General features: G+C 67.1%; 13 protein-coding genes. 5 read left to right on the forward strand and 8 right to left on the reverse strand.

The window, feature by feature from the left end; translation table 11 throughout:
• The first annotated feature begins 90 nt into the window (after nucleotides 1-90).
• A complete protein-coding gene (locus B5X78_RS10545; RefSeq protein ID WP_079724334.1) occupies nucleotides 91-867 on the forward strand; it encodes an AMP nucleosidase in 777 nt (258 codons plus the stop codon).
• Between the two features lie 8 nt (nucleotides 868-875).
• Entirely contained in the window at nucleotides 876-1415 is a 540-nt protein-coding gene (locus tag B5X78_RS10550) for a DUF924 family protein (protein ID WP_079724335.1), read from the forward strand.
• Between the two features lie 12 nt (nucleotides 1416-1427).
• Here B5X78_RS10550 and grxD read toward each other — a convergent pair whose 3' ends face one another.
• On the reverse strand, nucleotides 1428-2357 hold the full coding sequence (grxD, locus tag B5X78_RS10555) for a Grx4 family monothiol glutaredoxin (RefSeq protein WP_079724336.1): 930 nt from the start codon (nucleotides 2355-2357) through the stop codon (nucleotides 1428-1430).
• Nucleotides 2358-2396: 39 nt separating this feature from the next.
• Here grxD and B5X78_RS10560 point away from each other — a divergent pair, with 39 nt between their 5' ends.
• Nucleotides 2397-3215: a polysaccharide deacetylase family protein gene (locus tag B5X78_RS10560; RefSeq protein ID WP_176140825.1), complete on the forward strand. Its 819-nt coding sequence runs from the start codon at nucleotides 2397-2399 to the stop codon at nucleotides 3213-3215.
• Nucleotides 3216-3234: 19 nt separating this feature from the next.
• On the opposite strand, the gene B5X78_RS10565 is transcribed toward B5X78_RS10560, so the two are convergent.
• A complete protein-coding gene (locus B5X78_RS10565; protein ID WP_079724521.1) occupies nucleotides 3235-3882 on the reverse strand; it encodes an SGNH/GDSL hydrolase family protein in 648 nt (215 codons plus the stop codon).
• A 116-nt stretch (nucleotides 3883-3998) separates the two neighbouring features.
• On the reverse strand, nucleotides 3999-5279 hold the full coding sequence (locus B5X78_RS10570; RefSeq protein ID WP_079724338.1) for an aminotransferase class I/II-fold pyridoxal phosphate-dependent enzyme: 1281 nt from the start codon (nucleotides 5277-5279) through the stop codon (nucleotides 3999-4001).
• 92 nt (nucleotides 5280-5371) lie between these two features.
• Between B5X78_RS10570 and rsgA the strand changes: the two genes are divergently transcribed.
• Together rsgA and B5X78_RS10580 are read left to right on the forward strand one after the other, a co-directional pair.
• Nucleotides 5372-6499, forward strand: a complete 1128-nt coding sequence (gene rsgA / locus B5X78_RS10575; RefSeq protein WP_079724339.1) for a ribosome small subunit-dependent GTPase A — start codon at nucleotides 5372-5374, stop codon at nucleotides 6497-6499.
• Between the two features lie 31 nt (nucleotides 6500-6530).
• Nucleotides 6531-7778, forward strand: a complete 1248-nt coding sequence (locus B5X78_RS10580; RefSeq protein ID WP_079724340.1) for a flavohemoglobin expression-modulating QEGLA motif protein — start codon at nucleotides 6531-6533, stop codon at nucleotides 7776-7778.
• On the opposite strand, the gene B5X78_RS10585 is transcribed toward B5X78_RS10580, so the two are convergent.
• Genes B5X78_RS10585 through B5X78_RS10605 form a run of 5 tightly spaced genes read right to left on the reverse strand, consistent with a single transcriptional unit; the run spans nucleotide 7754 to nucleotide 13135 of the window.
• The gene (locus B5X78_RS10585; RefSeq protein WP_079724341.1) at nucleotides 7754-8152 is read right to left on the reverse strand and encodes a RidA family protein; all 399 of its coding nucleotides are present in this window, start codon (nucleotides 8150-8152) and stop codon (nucleotides 7754-7756) included. The genes B5X78_RS10580 and B5X78_RS10585 overlap by 25 nt on opposite strands.
• Nucleotides 8149-9603 carry an N-acyl-D-amino-acid deacylase family protein gene (locus B5X78_RS10590; RefSeq protein ID WP_079724342.1) on the reverse strand — a complete coding sequence of 485 codons (1455 nt, stop codon included), beginning with the start codon at nucleotides 9601-9603 and terminating at the stop codon, nucleotides 8149-8151. Before B5X78_RS10590 ends, B5X78_RS10585 begins: the two co-directional genes overlap by 4 nt.
• Nucleotides 9603-10466 (reverse strand): MurR/RpiR family transcriptional regulator, encoded by an 864-nt coding sequence (locus B5X78_RS10595; RefSeq protein WP_079724343.1) that lies wholly within the window; start codon nucleotides 10464-10466, stop codon nucleotides 9603-9605. The genes B5X78_RS10590 and B5X78_RS10595 overlap by 1 nt, the downstream gene beginning before the upstream one ends.
• 28 nt (nucleotides 10467-10494) lie before the next feature.
• Complete coding sequence (locus B5X78_RS10600; RefSeq protein WP_079724344.1) at nucleotides 10495-11850, reverse strand: GntT/GntP/DsdX family permease; 1356 nt, start codon at nucleotides 11848-11850, stop codon at nucleotides 10495-10497.
• Between the two features lie 13 nt (nucleotides 11851-11863).
• Nucleotides 11864-13135 carry an amino acid deaminase gene (locus B5X78_RS10605; RefSeq protein WP_217698661.1) on the reverse strand — a complete coding sequence of 424 codons (1272 nt, stop codon included), beginning with the start codon at nucleotides 13133-13135 and terminating at the stop codon, nucleotides 11864-11866.
• Nucleotides 13136-13467: the final 332 nt, after the last annotated feature.

Here is a 13467-nt window from a genome sequence, read left to right on the forward strand (position 1 = left end):
TGAAACCCCGATGGCGCAGGGCGCGCCTGGCTGCCAGGGCCGTGGCGAGTTTGCTAACGTGGCCCACGACAACGACAAGAGCACGCCGCCGTGAAAGACAAATCCGAAATCGTCGACAACTGGTTGCCGCGCTATACCGGCGTGCCCCTGGATCAGTTTGGCGAACACGTGCTGCTGACCAATTTCGGTGGCTACCTGCATACGTTCTCGCAGCTCACCGGTGCGCCCATCGTCGGCCTGGATCGGCCGATGGCCAGCGCAACCGCCGACGGCATCACCCTGATCAACTTCGGCATGGGCAGCCCCAATGCCGCCACCATGATGGATCTGCTTTCGGCGATCATGCCCAAGGCCGTGCTGTTCCTGGGCAAGTGTGGCGGCTTGAAGCGCAAGAACCAGCTGGGCGACCTGGTGCTGCCGATCGCCGCGATCCGCGGCGAAGGCACCAGCAACGACTACCTGCTGCCGGAAGTGCCGGCGCTGCCGGCCTTCGCGTTGCAACGCGCGGTCTCCACCACCATCCGCGATCTGGGCCTGGATTACTGGACCGGCACGGTCTACACCACCAATCGCCGCGTCTGGGAACACGACGACGCCTTCAAGGAACGCCTGCGGGTGATGCGCTGCATGGCCATCGACATGGAGACCGCGACGATCTTCGCCGCCGGTTTCGCCAACCGGATTCCCTCAGGTGCGCTGCTGCTGGTCTCGGATCAGCCGATGGTGCCGGAAGGGGTGAAGACCGAAGCCTCCGATGCCAAGGTGAGCTCGTCCTACGTGCAGAACCACATCCAGATCGGCATCGAGGCGCTCAAGCTGATCCGCCGCAACGGCAAGTCCGTGCGGCATCTGCGATTCGACGAATGAGGTGAGCCATGAATGAAGCACGCGCGGTAGTCGAATTCTGGCGTGAGGCCGGCTACGACAAGTGGTTTGGCCGCAACGCCGACTTCGACCGCCAGTTCCAGCAACGCTTCCACGCCGTGCATCTATCGGCGGCGCGGCGCGAGCACGAGGACTGGGCCGAGGACGCCACCGGTGCGCTGGCCCTGGTGCTGTTGCTGGATCAGTTTCCACGCAACTGTTTTCGCCAGTGCGCGCATTCCTACGCCACCGACGGACTGGCGCGGCACTATGCGGCACGCGCCATCGAGGCCGGCCTGGATGCGCAGGTGGAGACGTCGCTGCGGATCTTCTTCTACATGCCGTTCGAGCATTCCGAGGATCTGGCCGATCAGCAGCGCGCGCTGGAGCTGTTTGCCGCCATCGGCGATGCCGAGTACCAGAAGTACGCGCAGCTGCATTACGACCTGATCGCGCGCTTCGGCCGTTTCCCGCACCGCAACCAGGCGTTGGGGCGGGAATCGACGCAGGAGGAAATCGACTATCTGGCCGCCGGCGGTTTCGCCGGCTGACCCTGGTCGCGATCAGTACTTGCTGATCGTGCCATCCACTTCATCGGCCCAGGCATTGATGCCGCCGGTGATGTTGTAGACCTGGCTGAAACCCAGCGCGCGGAATTCTTCCGCGGCCTGCTGGCTGCGGCCGCCGCTGCGGCACAGGAACGCCAGCGCGGTGTCCTTGGGCAGGGATTCCAGCACCGCACGCTCGCCGCCATCGAAGGTGCGGAACGGCAGCGAGACGCTGGCCAGGGCACGCTCGTCGGCCGGGCGCACGTCCACCAGCATCACTTCACCGGTGCGCGCCTTGGCGTCGGCTTCGGCGGCGGACAGCGTCTGCACCGGCTTGGGCGCGTTGGGGTTGTCGATGGCCAGGCCCTTGCCGCGGAAATCATCGACCCAGTCGATGGTGATGCCGTCGGCGCGACGCGCGCTGGCCAGGTCGAACTGCACGCGGATGCCGTTGGATTCGCTGGCGATGGCGTTGGCGTCGAACTGCGCCAACTGGAAGTTGGGCTGGAACTGGGCGTTGATGGACAGCGCCAGCGAAGCGCCGGCGCCTGCATCGGCCACTGCGCCCTTGAGCATTTCGGCGGCGGCCGGGGTGATGGTGATCGCCGGCGGCGTGCGATCCGGCGCCTGCAGGCCGAGCAGGCCGGCCAGCTCGCCGGAGTTGGTCATCTGCTCGATGATGTCGCTGCCGCCGACCAGTTCACCATCGACGTACAACTGGGGAATGGTCGGCCATTCGCCGTAGACCTTGATGCCTTCGCGGATTTCCTGGTCGGCCAGCACGTTGACGTGCGCATAGTCCACGCCCAGCGCACTGAGTGCGCCCACTGCCTTGGCCGAGAATCCGCACTGCGGCATTTCCGGCTGGCCCTTCATGAACAACACGACGCGGTTGGAGTGCAGCAGGGTTTCGATACGGGTGCGCAGGGCGGGATCGAGGGACATGGACAGTTACCGGGAGACGGAAAGGGAATTTTACGCCCCATGGCATCATGGGACATGAGTTACGTCAGGACACTGCATCGCATCCCGCGTCGACCCGGCCTGATATTGGGCCTGTTGGCGCTGTCGCAAGTCGCGGTGGTGGCGGCGTGGTGGCACTGGGGCTGGAGGATCGGCCTGCCGTTGATGCTGGCCACGCACCTGGCCGTGGTCTGGGGCACCCTGAATCCGCGCTCGCGCCTGTTCTGCCCGGCGCTGACCCACCTGCCGACCCGGGCCCGCGAAGTCTGGCTGACCATCGACGACGGCCCCTCCGAAGACACCCGGGCGATGCTGGATCTGCTCGAGCGGCACAACGCGCGGGCCACCTTCTTCGTGGTCGGCGAACGCGCGCTGGCGCGGCCCGACCTGGTCAACGAAATCCTGCGTCGCGGCCATGGCCTGGGCAACCACAGCCTCAGCCACCCGGATCTGCGCTTCTGGCGGCTGGGCCCGCAGGCGCTGGAGCAGGAAATCGGCCGCAACCAGTCCGTGCTCACCGCCATCACCGGGCAGACGCCGCGCTGGTATCGCTCGGTGGTGGGCATGACCAATCCCTTCGTCGGCCTGTCGCTGAAGCGCCATCATCTGGCGCGGGTCGCGTGGAGCGCACGCGGATTCGACGGCGTGGACTGCCAGCCCGACACGGTGCTGGCGCGGCTCAAGCGTTCCATTGGACCCGGCGCCATCGTGCTGCTGCATGAAGGCGCCAGCCACGGCCACAACCTCGGGATCCTGTCGCAGTTGCTGGATTGGCTGGCGGCGCAGGGCTATCGAACGGTCTTGCCGGAAGCCAGCAGCAGCCTCCAGGCGACGCGCTGAAAAACCGGTCGCAACAGGCTCAGGCGGTCGCCAGCAGCCGGCGTGCCAGCGGCAGGGCGGCGTGAGCCCAGGCTGTGTACTGCAACGCCGAAGGATGCAGGCCATCGTCGGCGAGCCAACTGGCGGCCGGGTTGCCGCGACTCAATCCGGTGATGTCGACAAAGCCGACGCCGCGCGCCGCGCAGGCCTGCCATGCGGCCGCGTTGTAAGCATCCAGCTCGCTGGCAATCAGGCTCGCGTCGCGTTGTTCCGCGGCAGCAAACGGGGTGACGCCCCAGTCCGGAATCGACAACACCAGCACGCGGTCCGGACGATTGCCGGCAAAGCCAATCGCCCGCCACAACAGTGCGGAGAATTGCGCCTGGTATTCCTCCACGCTGCGCCCGCGGTACTGGTTGTTGACGCCAATCAGCAGGCTGACGAAATCGTGGTCGCCCAGCGGTTCCTGCGCCTGGATCGCGGCGTCCAGTTCGTCGGTGGTCCAGCCGGTGGTGGCGATGATGCGCGGATCGGCCAGCGCGATGCCTTCGCTGCGCAACAGCCGCGCAAGCTGCATCGGCCAGCGCCCCTCTTCCGCCACGGCTTCGCCAATGGTGTAGGAATCGCCTAGCGCCAGATAGCGCAGTTCGGGCAGCAGGTCGGTATGGGATGGGGGCTGTTGGCTCATGGGCGCATGATGCGCCCAATCCATTGCGATGGGATCACCGCCTGTGTGGCGCCACCCAATCAGAAAAAAACGGAGCCGCAAGGCTCCGCTTTCATTCATGGTGATAGGCGCCCGGCTCAGGCAGCGGGGCGGCTGCGTCCCTTGATCGGCACGACCTTGGTCACCGCTTCGGCGCGCCGGGCCAGGGCGCGATCGATGCGGGCGAACACATCGCGCATCACCGCGGCTTCCGGCAACAGGGTCACGCGGAAGTGATGGCGGTAAGGCACGTTGAAGCTCGAACCCGGCACCACCAGCACGCCCTCGCTTTCCATCAGTTCCAGCGCGAACGCGTGGTCATCGAAGCCGCGCGCGGCATCACCCACCACCGCCGGGAAGGCGTACAGCGCACCGGCCGGACGCACCAGCTCGAGGTGATCGCTGGCTTCGCAGGCATCGATGACGGCGCGGCGGGTTTCGTACAGTCGACCGCCTGGCGCGCACAGCGCCGAGATGGTGTCCGGCCCGTTCACCGCCGCGGCCACGGCGTACTGGCCGGGTACGTTGGCGCACAGACGCAAGGCGCTGAGCAGGTCCATGGCGTGCAGGAATTCGCGCACACGCTCGATGTCGCCCGACAGCACCGACCAGCCCACCCGCCAGCCGCAGGCGCGATGGACCTTGCTCAGACCGCTGAAGGTGATGCAGGGATGATCGCCGGCCAACGGCGCGACCGGCTCGAACTTGGCATCGTCGTACAGCACCTGGTCGTAGATTTCGTCGACCATCAGCAGCAGGTGGTGCTTGGCCGCGATCGCGACGATCCGCTCCAGCAACTCGCGCGGATAGGTGGCGCCGGTCGGGTTGTTGGGATTGATCAGCACGATCGCGCGGGTGCGCGAGGACACCAATTGCTCGATCTCGTTCGGATCGGGCAGGAAGTCGTTGTCCGGATCGCAGCGGTAATACACCGGGCGGCCGTCGTTGAGGATCGTCGCGGCCGACCACAGCGGATAGTCGGGCGAGGGCACCAGCACTTCATCGCCCGGATTGAGCAGGGCGCGCAGCGACAGATCGATCAGCTCGCTGACGCCATTGCCGATGAACACCCGGTCCGGATGCGCATGCGGCGTGCCACGCGCGGCATAGGCCGCGGCCACCGCTTCACGCGCCGCCGGCAGGCCCTGCTGGTGGGTGTAGGGATCGGTGTGATCGATGTCGCCGATGATCGCCTTCTGCAGATGCGCCGGTGCACGGAAACCGAAGGCGCCGGGATTGCCGATGTTCAACTTGATCAGCTTGCGTCCCTGGGCCTCCAGCTCACGAGCTCGCCGAGCCAGCTCGCCACGAATCTCGTAACGGACTTCTGACAGGCGCTCGCGGGTGGCGAGCTTGGCGGACGGAGGCAGGGAGGACATCGCAGTGGCTGAATAGTGAGTGGGACAGGCACTTTAACGGAAAATTCCCGCTTCCAGCGCCGCTGGGTTTAGGAGGCGTCTAGAATCCGCCCATGCCCAATTCACAACCTTCCCCCGACTCCGCCCCCGCCGACCTGCGCACCATCGGTTGGCCCTGGGCCGGAGAGACGGAAGATCCTGCCTGGGCGGAGCGGATGGCAGCCCACCCGCAGGCCCGTCCGGCCCGCGTGATCGAGCAGCATCGATCCGGCTACGTGGTGGCCCGCGGTCCCGACGACGCCCTGCGTGCCGAGTCCCTGCCCGAGTGGCAGCGCCCGCCCGGCTACCGCAAGGACAGGGCGGCCGGATCGGACCGACCGGCGGTGGGTGACTGGGTGTTGCTGGAAGGCAATCGCATCGTGGCCCTGCTGCCACGCCACACCGGCATCAAGCGCGGCGCCGCTGGCGAGCACTACCAGCAGCAGGTGATCGCGGCCAACGTGGACAGCGTGTTCGTGGTCTCCGGCCTGGACGCCGATTTCAACCCGCGCCGGCTGGAGCGCTATCTGCTGCTGGTCGGCAATGGCGGTGCACAGCCGGTGGTGGTGCTGACCAAGGCCGATCGCACCGATATCGCCCAGGACGCCATCGACCTGCTGGTCGACATCACCAGCCAGGGCGTGCCCGTGTTCGCGGTCAACGCCAAGGATGCCGACAGCGTCGCGGTGCTGCTGCCGTGGTTGCAGCCCGGTCACACGGTGGTGCTGGTCGGCTCCTCGGGTGCGGGCAAGTCGACCCTGACCAACACCCTGCTCGGCGCCGAGCGGATGAAGACCAACGAAGTGCGCGCCAATGATTCGCGCGGTCGCCACACCACCACCTTCCGCGCGCTGCTGCCGTTGCCCTCCGGCGCCTGCCTGATCGACACCCCCGGCATGCGCGAACTCAAGCCCACCGGCGAGGAAGATCTGGTCGAAGGCGGATTTGCCGATATCGAAGCGCTGGCCGAACAGTGCAAGTTCCGCGACTGTTCGCATCAGCGCGAGCCCGGTTGCGCCGTGCGCGCGGCAATCGAGAGTGGTGAGCTGGACGAAGAGCGCTTCTTCAACTACCTCAAGCTGCGCAGCGAAGTGGCCAGCGCCGCCGACCGCCTCGCCACCCGCCTGGCGCAGAAAGCCGACGCCAAAGTGCAGGGCAAGGCCCTGAACAAGCGGCTGGACGACAAGTACGGCCGACATTGAATTGACCTGATCAGGCAGGAGCATCACCACCATGCAGACCGCGCCGGAGATCACCCACCACGCCGCCCTCGATGCGCGCCTGGTCAAGGCCGTTCGCGGCATCAAGCTGCTCAACCTGGTCAGCTGGCCGGCCGCGGTGCAGGCGTCCTTCCTGGAAGGCCTGGCGCGCGGCAATCCGCAGCTGCCGGTCATCGAATACCCGGTGCTCGACTTCTCCAACGAGCGCCGCGAACTGGAGGCGATATCCGCCGAGGCCGATCCCGGTCATCCGCTCGGCTGCTACCTGCAGGAGTCGGCGCAGAGCTGGGCGGTGGCGGCGCAGTTGCTGGAAGCCCTGGGAACGCCGGCGGTGACCGCGCATTCCATCACCCTGTTCGGCACGCCCGACGAACCGCTGCCCGGCAACGGACCGACCACCTGCGATGCGGCGCGCCATTTCATCGCCATCGCCAATGACCTGGACCGCGAACTGCTGGCGCCGGAGGAGCAGGTGCCGGTCTCGGCCACCGCGCTGCGCCTGCAACTGCAGTCCGATCTCGACGACTTCTTCGACGGTCGGGTGATCACGGTCGATCTGGATCCCGATTTGATCGCCAAGGCCGCCGCCGGCGCCACCCGCATCCGCCTGCGCCACGGCGCGGCCTTCAGCGACTACGACCGCCGCCAGCTGTTCCACCATGAGGCGCTGGTGCATTCATTGACCGCACTCAATGGCCGTGAGCAGCCGCTGTTCCCCAGCCTGGCGCTGTCCTCGCCGCGGGTGACCGCCACCCAGGAGGGGCTGGCCACCTTCGCGGAGCAGATCACCGGCAGCATCGACATCGAACGGATGAAGCGCATCAGCCTGCGCATCGAAGCGGTATCGATGGCGTTGGATGGCGCCGATTTCCTGCAGGTGTTCGGCTATTTTCAGGCGGCCGGACAGAGCGCGGCGGAGAGTTTTTCCTCGGCCCAGCGCGTATTCCGCGGCGTGCCCGTCAATGGCGGCTCGGCCTTCACCAAGGACACCGTGTACCTGCGCGGCTTGATCTCGGTGCACACCTTTTTCCGCCACACCCTGCAGCAGGATCGTCTGCAACGCTGCCGGCGACTGTTTGCCGGCAAGATGACCCTGCAGGACGTGGCGATGTTCGACGCGCTGTTCGATAGTGGCGTGCTCGCGCCGCCTCGCTGGCTGCCACCGTGGGTCAGCCGCGCCAACGGCCTGGCCGGCACGCTGGCGTTCTCGCTGTTCGCCAACCGGATCCGGATGGATCAGCTCACCGAGCCACGCTTGTAGGCCACGCAGTCCACTTCGACCTTGCAGTCCACCACCATCCGGTTTTCCACGCAGGCGCGCGCCGGCGGATGCTCGCCGAAGTAATGGCGGAAGACCTGGTTGAAAGCGGCAAAGTCGCGCGCGTCATCCAGCCACACGCCGCAACGGACCACATGCTCCGGGCCGTAGCCGGCCTCGGCCAGGATCGCCAGCAGGTTGCCGATTGCCACGTGCGCCTGTTCGGTGACCGTGCCGCCGACCAGTTCGCCGTCGCGCATGGGCACCTGGCCCGACACGTGCAACCAGCCATCGGCCTGCACGGCGCGCGAAAACGGCATGTGCTGCCTGCCCTGGCCGACGCCGCCCTCGGCGCCGTAACGCTTGATGTCGCTCATGAGCTTGCTCCTTCGTTCGTGGCGGCAGGCGGCGGACGCAGGAATCGTCCCGCGCGCGCGATGACCTGGCGGCCATCGTAGGCCAGCGCGCCATTGACCCATACCGCCTCGATGCCTTCGGCCGCGCGGATGGGATCGTGATAGTCGGCGGTGTCGCGGATGCGCGCCGGATCGAACAGCACCAGGTCGGCATGCCAGCCCAGCTGCAGCTTGCCGCGCTGATCCAGATCGAAGCGCTGCGCCGGCAGGCCGGTCATCTTGTGCACCGCGGTGTGCAGCGGGAACAGCGCTTCATCGCGCGCGTAGTGCCCGAGCACGCGCGGGAACGTGCCCCACAGGCGTGGATGCGGACGCGGATCGCGCGGCAGACCATCCGAGCCGATCATGGTCAGCGGATGGGCCAGGATGCGTCGCACATCGGCTTCGTCCATGCAGTGGTAGACCGCGCCGGCCGGTTGCAGGCGGCGTGCGGCTTCGTGCAGATCCACCTGCCAGTCGGCGGCGATGTCGGCCAGCAACCGCCCGCCCTGTGCCGGCTCCGCTTCGGACCAGGTGATCAGGATGTCGTAGGCATCGGTGACCTGCTTCTGGTCCAGCGTGGAAGCACTGGCGGCGTAGGGATAGCAGTCGCAGGCCACGTCGTGCCCGTGCGCGGCCTGATCCAGCCAAGCCAGCACTTCGCGGCTGCGGCCCCAGTTGTCGATGCCGGCGCACTTCAGATGCGAAACGCGCAAGGGCGCCCCGCGCAGCTGGCTGACCGCCAGGGCTTCGTCCAGCGCCGGCACGATCCGATCGAACTCATCGCGCAAATGACTGGCGTACAGGCGCTGCGTCGGCAACTCCACCGCCAGCGCCAGCACTTCCGCTGCGGGTGCGGAAAATGCCGAGGCATAGGCCAGGCCGGTGCTCAGGCCAATCGCCCCCTCGGCCAGGCTCTCGCGCAGGGCGGCGCGCATCGCCGCCACTTCGGCATCACTGGCGGCGCGATCGAGCCGGTCCATCTGGTCCTGGCGCAGGGAGGTATGTCCCACCAGCGCGGCCACGTTGACGGCCGGGGCGACGGCTTCCACCGCAGCGCGATAGTCGGCGAAACGCGGATAGCGGAATTCGTGCGGCTCGCCCAGCAGATTCATCGGATCCGGCACGGCGCCCGCAGCGGCGACCGGACTGGCGCTGATGCCACAATTGCCGACCACGATCGTGGTCACGCCCTGCGAAATCTTGCTGGGCATCTGCGGCTGCCGGATCACTTCCAGATCATCATGCGTATGCACGTCGATGAAGCCTGGCGCGAGCACGCGTCCCAGCGCGTCAACTTCCACATCCGCACTGCCATCGATAGGGCCCAGCGCGGCGATGCGTCCGTCGCGCACGGCCAGGTCGCCGTGCACGCCGGGCTGCCCGCTGCCATCCATGAGCAGCGCATTGCGGATCAGCAGGTCGTAATGCATCAGTCGCCCAGCGGCAAACGGTTTTCACCGCCGCGGTAGCTGTCCAGCGCGAGCTTGATCCGGCGCAGGCGTTCGCGGCTGTCGTCGGCCAGGTGCAGGGCCAGCGTGGTGGCCAGTACGTCCACCGCCAGCATCACCGCATAGCGCGAGGCTGAAGGCTTGAAGACGAAGTCGGTCTCGTCGATCACGATTGGCAGCAGCCAGTCCGCGCGTTCGGCCAGCGGCGTGTCCACGCGCGTGATCGCGCCCACCCGGGCGCCGTAACCCCGCGCGATATCGACGGCCGACAGGATCTCCGGGGTGATGCCGCTCACCGACAGCGCCACCACCACGTCCTGCGGGGTCAGTGTGGCCGCCACCACCTTCAGCGAGATCGCATCGCTGTAGGCGGCGATGGGCCGGCCCAGGCGGACCAGGCGGTTCTGCAATTCCAGCCCGAACACGGTCGAGCAACCGCCCATGCCGAACACGTAGATCATGCGCGCGCCAGCCAGCGCCTCGGCCAGCGACTGCACCACCTGTTCCTGCAGGCCACCGATGTTGCGGCGCAGGCAGCTTTCCACGTCGGCGCAGATCTGCGCGAACAGCGCGGAGCTCGGCGGCGCGGCGTGATCGTCGAGGAAGCGCTTGCCGACCGCGCTGGCTTCGGCCAGCCTGGCGCGCAGTTCGCGCACGTTGTCGCAGTCCAGCGTCTTGGCGAAGCGCGAAATCGCGGCGACGCTGACGTGGGCCTTGTCCGCCAGTTCGGAAATGCCGGACTGCGCGGCGCCGTCGACATCGTCCAGGATGGCGTCGGCGATACGCCGCTCGACCGGACTCAGTTCGTGCAGGCGCTGCTTGAGGTGGTAGACGATGTCGTACATGGCGGCCTCCTGGCCGTGGGGTCACGCACTAGAGCAAGGCGGCCAGGCCCGATACCAGCAGCAGCGCCGTCAGGGAAATGATCGTTTCCAGCACCGTCCAGGTCTTGAAGGTCTGGGCCACGCTCATGTTGAAATATTCCTTCACCAGCCAGAACCCGCCGTCATTGACGTGCGAGAGGATCAGCGCGCCGGCGCCGGTGGCGAGCACCAGCAACTCCGGGTGCGGATAGTGCTGGGCCAGCGCGACCGGCGCGACGATGCCGGCGGCCGTGCTCATGGCCACGGTGGCCGAGCCGGTGGCGATGCGCAGCAACGCCGCCACTGACCAGGCCATCAGCAACGGCGAGAGCTGCAGTTCGTGCGAGACACGGGTGATTTCCTGCGCCACGCCGGTCTTGACCAGGATGCCGTTGAGGCCACCGCCGGCGCCCACCAGCAAGGTAATCGCTGCCGTCGGCGCCAGGCACTCCTGCGAGAATTTCAGGATCTGCTCGCGGGTGAAGCCGCGCATCAGGCCCAGGGTGACAAAGCTCAGCAGCACCGCCAGCAGCAGCGCCACCACTGAATTGCCGAGGAAATGCAGCGCGTGGTTGAGCGTGCTGCCAGGTTCGGCGAGCACATTGGCCCAGCCGCCCAGCAGCATCAGGCCCACCGGCAACAGCAGCGTCGCCAGGGTGATGCCGAAGCCGGGCAACTGATCATCCGGCAACCGGGTCTGGCCCTGGTTGAGCAGCGCCGCTTCCATCGGATTGTGCGCGGGCAGGCTGATGCGCGGGGTCACCCAGCGCGCATAGATCGGCCCGGCCAGCGCCGCCGTGGGCAGGCCGACCAGCAAGGCGAAAAACACCGTGCGTCCGACATCGGCGCCGTACTCGTGCACCGCCAGCATCGCCGCCGGATGCGGCGGCACCAGCCCGTGCACCACCGACAGGCCGGCCACCATCGGCAAGCCCACCAGCAACAGCGGCACGCCGGTGCGGCGCGCCACGTTCAACACGATTGGAATCAGCAGCACGAAGCCGACTTCAAAGAAGATCGGCAGGCCGATGCAGAACGCGATCAGCATCATCGCCCAGTGCACATGGCGGGTGCCGAAGCGCGCGATCAAGGTGCGCGCAATCCGCTCCGCGCCGCCGGATTCGGCCAGCATCTTGCCGAGCATGGTGCCCAAGGCCACGATCAGCGCGATATGGCCCAGGGTGCGGCCCACGCCGTGTTCGTAGGCGGCGACGATTTCCGGTGCAGGCATGCCGGCCAGCAGCGCCAGTCCCAGCGAGACCAGGGTCAGGCTGATGAAGGGATTGAGGCGGTAGCGCGCGATCAGCACGACCAGCGCCAGGATCGACAGCGCCGCGTAGATCAGCAACAGGTTGCCAGGGCTCATGCGTGTGCGCTGCTCAGAAGTGGGTGGTGACCGCGCCGATCACGTGCTGGTGTGCATCCACCAGCAGCAGATGGCGCCATTTGTCGAAGGTCAGGCAGGGATGTGCGATATCGAAGCTGATCAGATCGCCCACTTGCAGATCATCCTCGGCCCGCACCTGCAGGAAGGCGTGTTGATCCATCATCGCGGTGACCTGCCAATGAACCGCTGCCGCTGCCGGTGCCGCATCGCCAGGGCGATGATGCAAGTCCGGCTGCGGAAAGCCGGCGTCGAAGGCCGCATCGCGTTTGCCCAGGCCGACGATCACCCGCTCCGGCTCCGGTCGCGACTGCACGTACGCCCAGAGTTTGAGCGCCGGGCGCAGCTGCGTGGCCATGCGGTGCGCCACCGGATTGCCGGCCTGCATCCGCACGGACGCTGCCTGATAGGCGCCGATGTCATGGGTGAGGTAACAGCCCGGGCGCAGGACCACGCAGGCGCCGTCCTCGCGTGCGCAGGCGGCGAATTCCTCGGCCACCACGTCGAACCAGGCCGAGCCCGCGCCCGACAGCAGCGCCGGCGTTTCGGCAAACCCGCCGTCGGCGGCAATCGCGCGCCACTGCGCCACGGTCTGGCGCAGCAGCTGACGGATGCCGTCTTCGTCCTTCAGCACGCCTTCGTAGGTTTCCACCCCGACCAGCGCCACCGATTGCGGCCAACGCGCGATTGCTTCGAGTACGGCGTCCGCCTGCGCGACATCGCGCACTCCGGTGCGTCCGCCGCTCACGCCCACTTCCAGCAACACCCGGACGCGCTGGCCGCGCGCGGCGAACTGGCGTCCCAGCGCGTCCACATTGCTGGCCGAATCCACCAGGCAGGCGAACCAGAAGTCCTCGTCACGCGCCTGCAGATCCGCGATCAGGTCCAGGTTGCGGCGACCCACCAGCTGGTTGGCCATCAGGATGCGGCGCTGACCGTGTTCGAACGCGGCCTCCACCTGCGGCGCGGTGGCCAGGGTTATGCCCCAGGCGCCGGCCTCGCGCTGGGCCTGGAACAGCGCCGGGCTCATCGTGGTCTTGCCATGCGGCGCCAGCAGGCAACCATAGGCAGCGGCGAACTCGCGCATCCACGCCAGGTTGTGCTGCAACGCGGGCAGCGCCAGCACCGCTACCGGCAGGCTGACGTCTTCGGCCAGGATCGACCAGCCCGCAGCCGCGACGTCAGCCGCCGAGCGCGAACTCTCGAACCGACCCAGGCCCTTGCCCTGCAGCTGCGCCTGCGGATCCTGAAACAAATTTTTGTCCACGACCGCCATTCTCCCTGGACGCGTCCGCCTGCGGTCTCCCCGGATCCCGCGGACGCCTTGTGTATCACGAAATGCGAGTGGTGAAAATTATTTTCCACCACCCGGATGATCGAATCGGGACCGGCGCCACAGCCTGCCTGCTTCCCCCTGTTGGACTGCGGCGGGCCATGTTGAACCTGAGTCGCTAGAATCCCCAGTCTGTCCTCACGTGACCCGTTCATGTCCTCTGACGATTTCAAGCAGGCCGCCCTCGAGTATCACCGTCTCTCCCCACCGGGCAAGATAAAGGTCACTCCGACCAAGCCCATGCTGACCCAGCGCGACCTGGCGCT

Source organism: Pseudoxanthomonas indica (genome assembly GCF_900167565.1).
GTDB classification, from domain to species: Bacteria; Pseudomonadota; Gammaproteobacteria; order Xanthomonadales; family Xanthomonadaceae; genus Pseudoxanthomonas_A; species Pseudoxanthomonas_A indica.

Coding starts and splice junctions, on each gene's coding strand:
- B5X78_RS10550 (WP_079724335.1), top strand. CDS start 876: ATGAATGAAGCACGCGCGGTAGTCGAATTCTGGCGTGAGGCCGGCTAC.
- grxD (WP_079724336.1), bottom strand. CDS start 2,357: ATGTCCCTCGATCCCGCCCTGCGCACCCGTATCGAAACCCTGCTGCAC.
- B5X78_RS10560 (WP_176140825.1), top strand. CDS start 2,397: ATGGCATCATGGGACATGAGTTACGTCAGGACACTGCATCGCATCCCG.
- B5X78_RS10565 (WP_079724521.1), bottom strand. CDS start 3,882: ATGAGCCAACAGCCCCCATCCCATACCGACCTGCTGCCCGAACTGCGC.
- B5X78_RS10570 (WP_079724338.1), bottom strand. CDS start 5,279: ATGTCCTCCCTGCCTCCGTCCGCCAAGCTCGCCACCCGCGAGCGCCTG.
- rsgA (WP_079724339.1), top strand. CDS start 5,372: ATGCCCAATTCACAACCTTCCCCCGACTCCGCCCCCGCCGACCTGCGC.
- B5X78_RS10580 (WP_079724340.1), top strand. CDS start 6,531: ATGCAGACCGCGCCGGAGATCACCCACCACGCCGCCCTCGATGCGCGC.
- B5X78_RS10585 (WP_079724341.1), bottom strand. CDS start 8,152: ATGAGCGACATCAAGCGTTACGGCGCCGAGGGCGGCGTCGGCCAGGGC.
- B5X78_RS10590 (WP_079724342.1), bottom strand. CDS start 9,603: ATGCATTACGACCTGCTGATCCGCAATGCGCTGCTCATGGATGGCAGC.
- B5X78_RS10595 (WP_079724343.1), bottom strand. CDS start 10,466: ATGTACGACATCGTCTACCACCTCAAGCAGCGCCTGCACGAACTGAGT.
- B5X78_RS10600 (WP_079724344.1), bottom strand. CDS start 11,850: ATGAGCCCTGGCAACCTGTTGCTGATCTACGCGGCGCTGTCGATCCTG.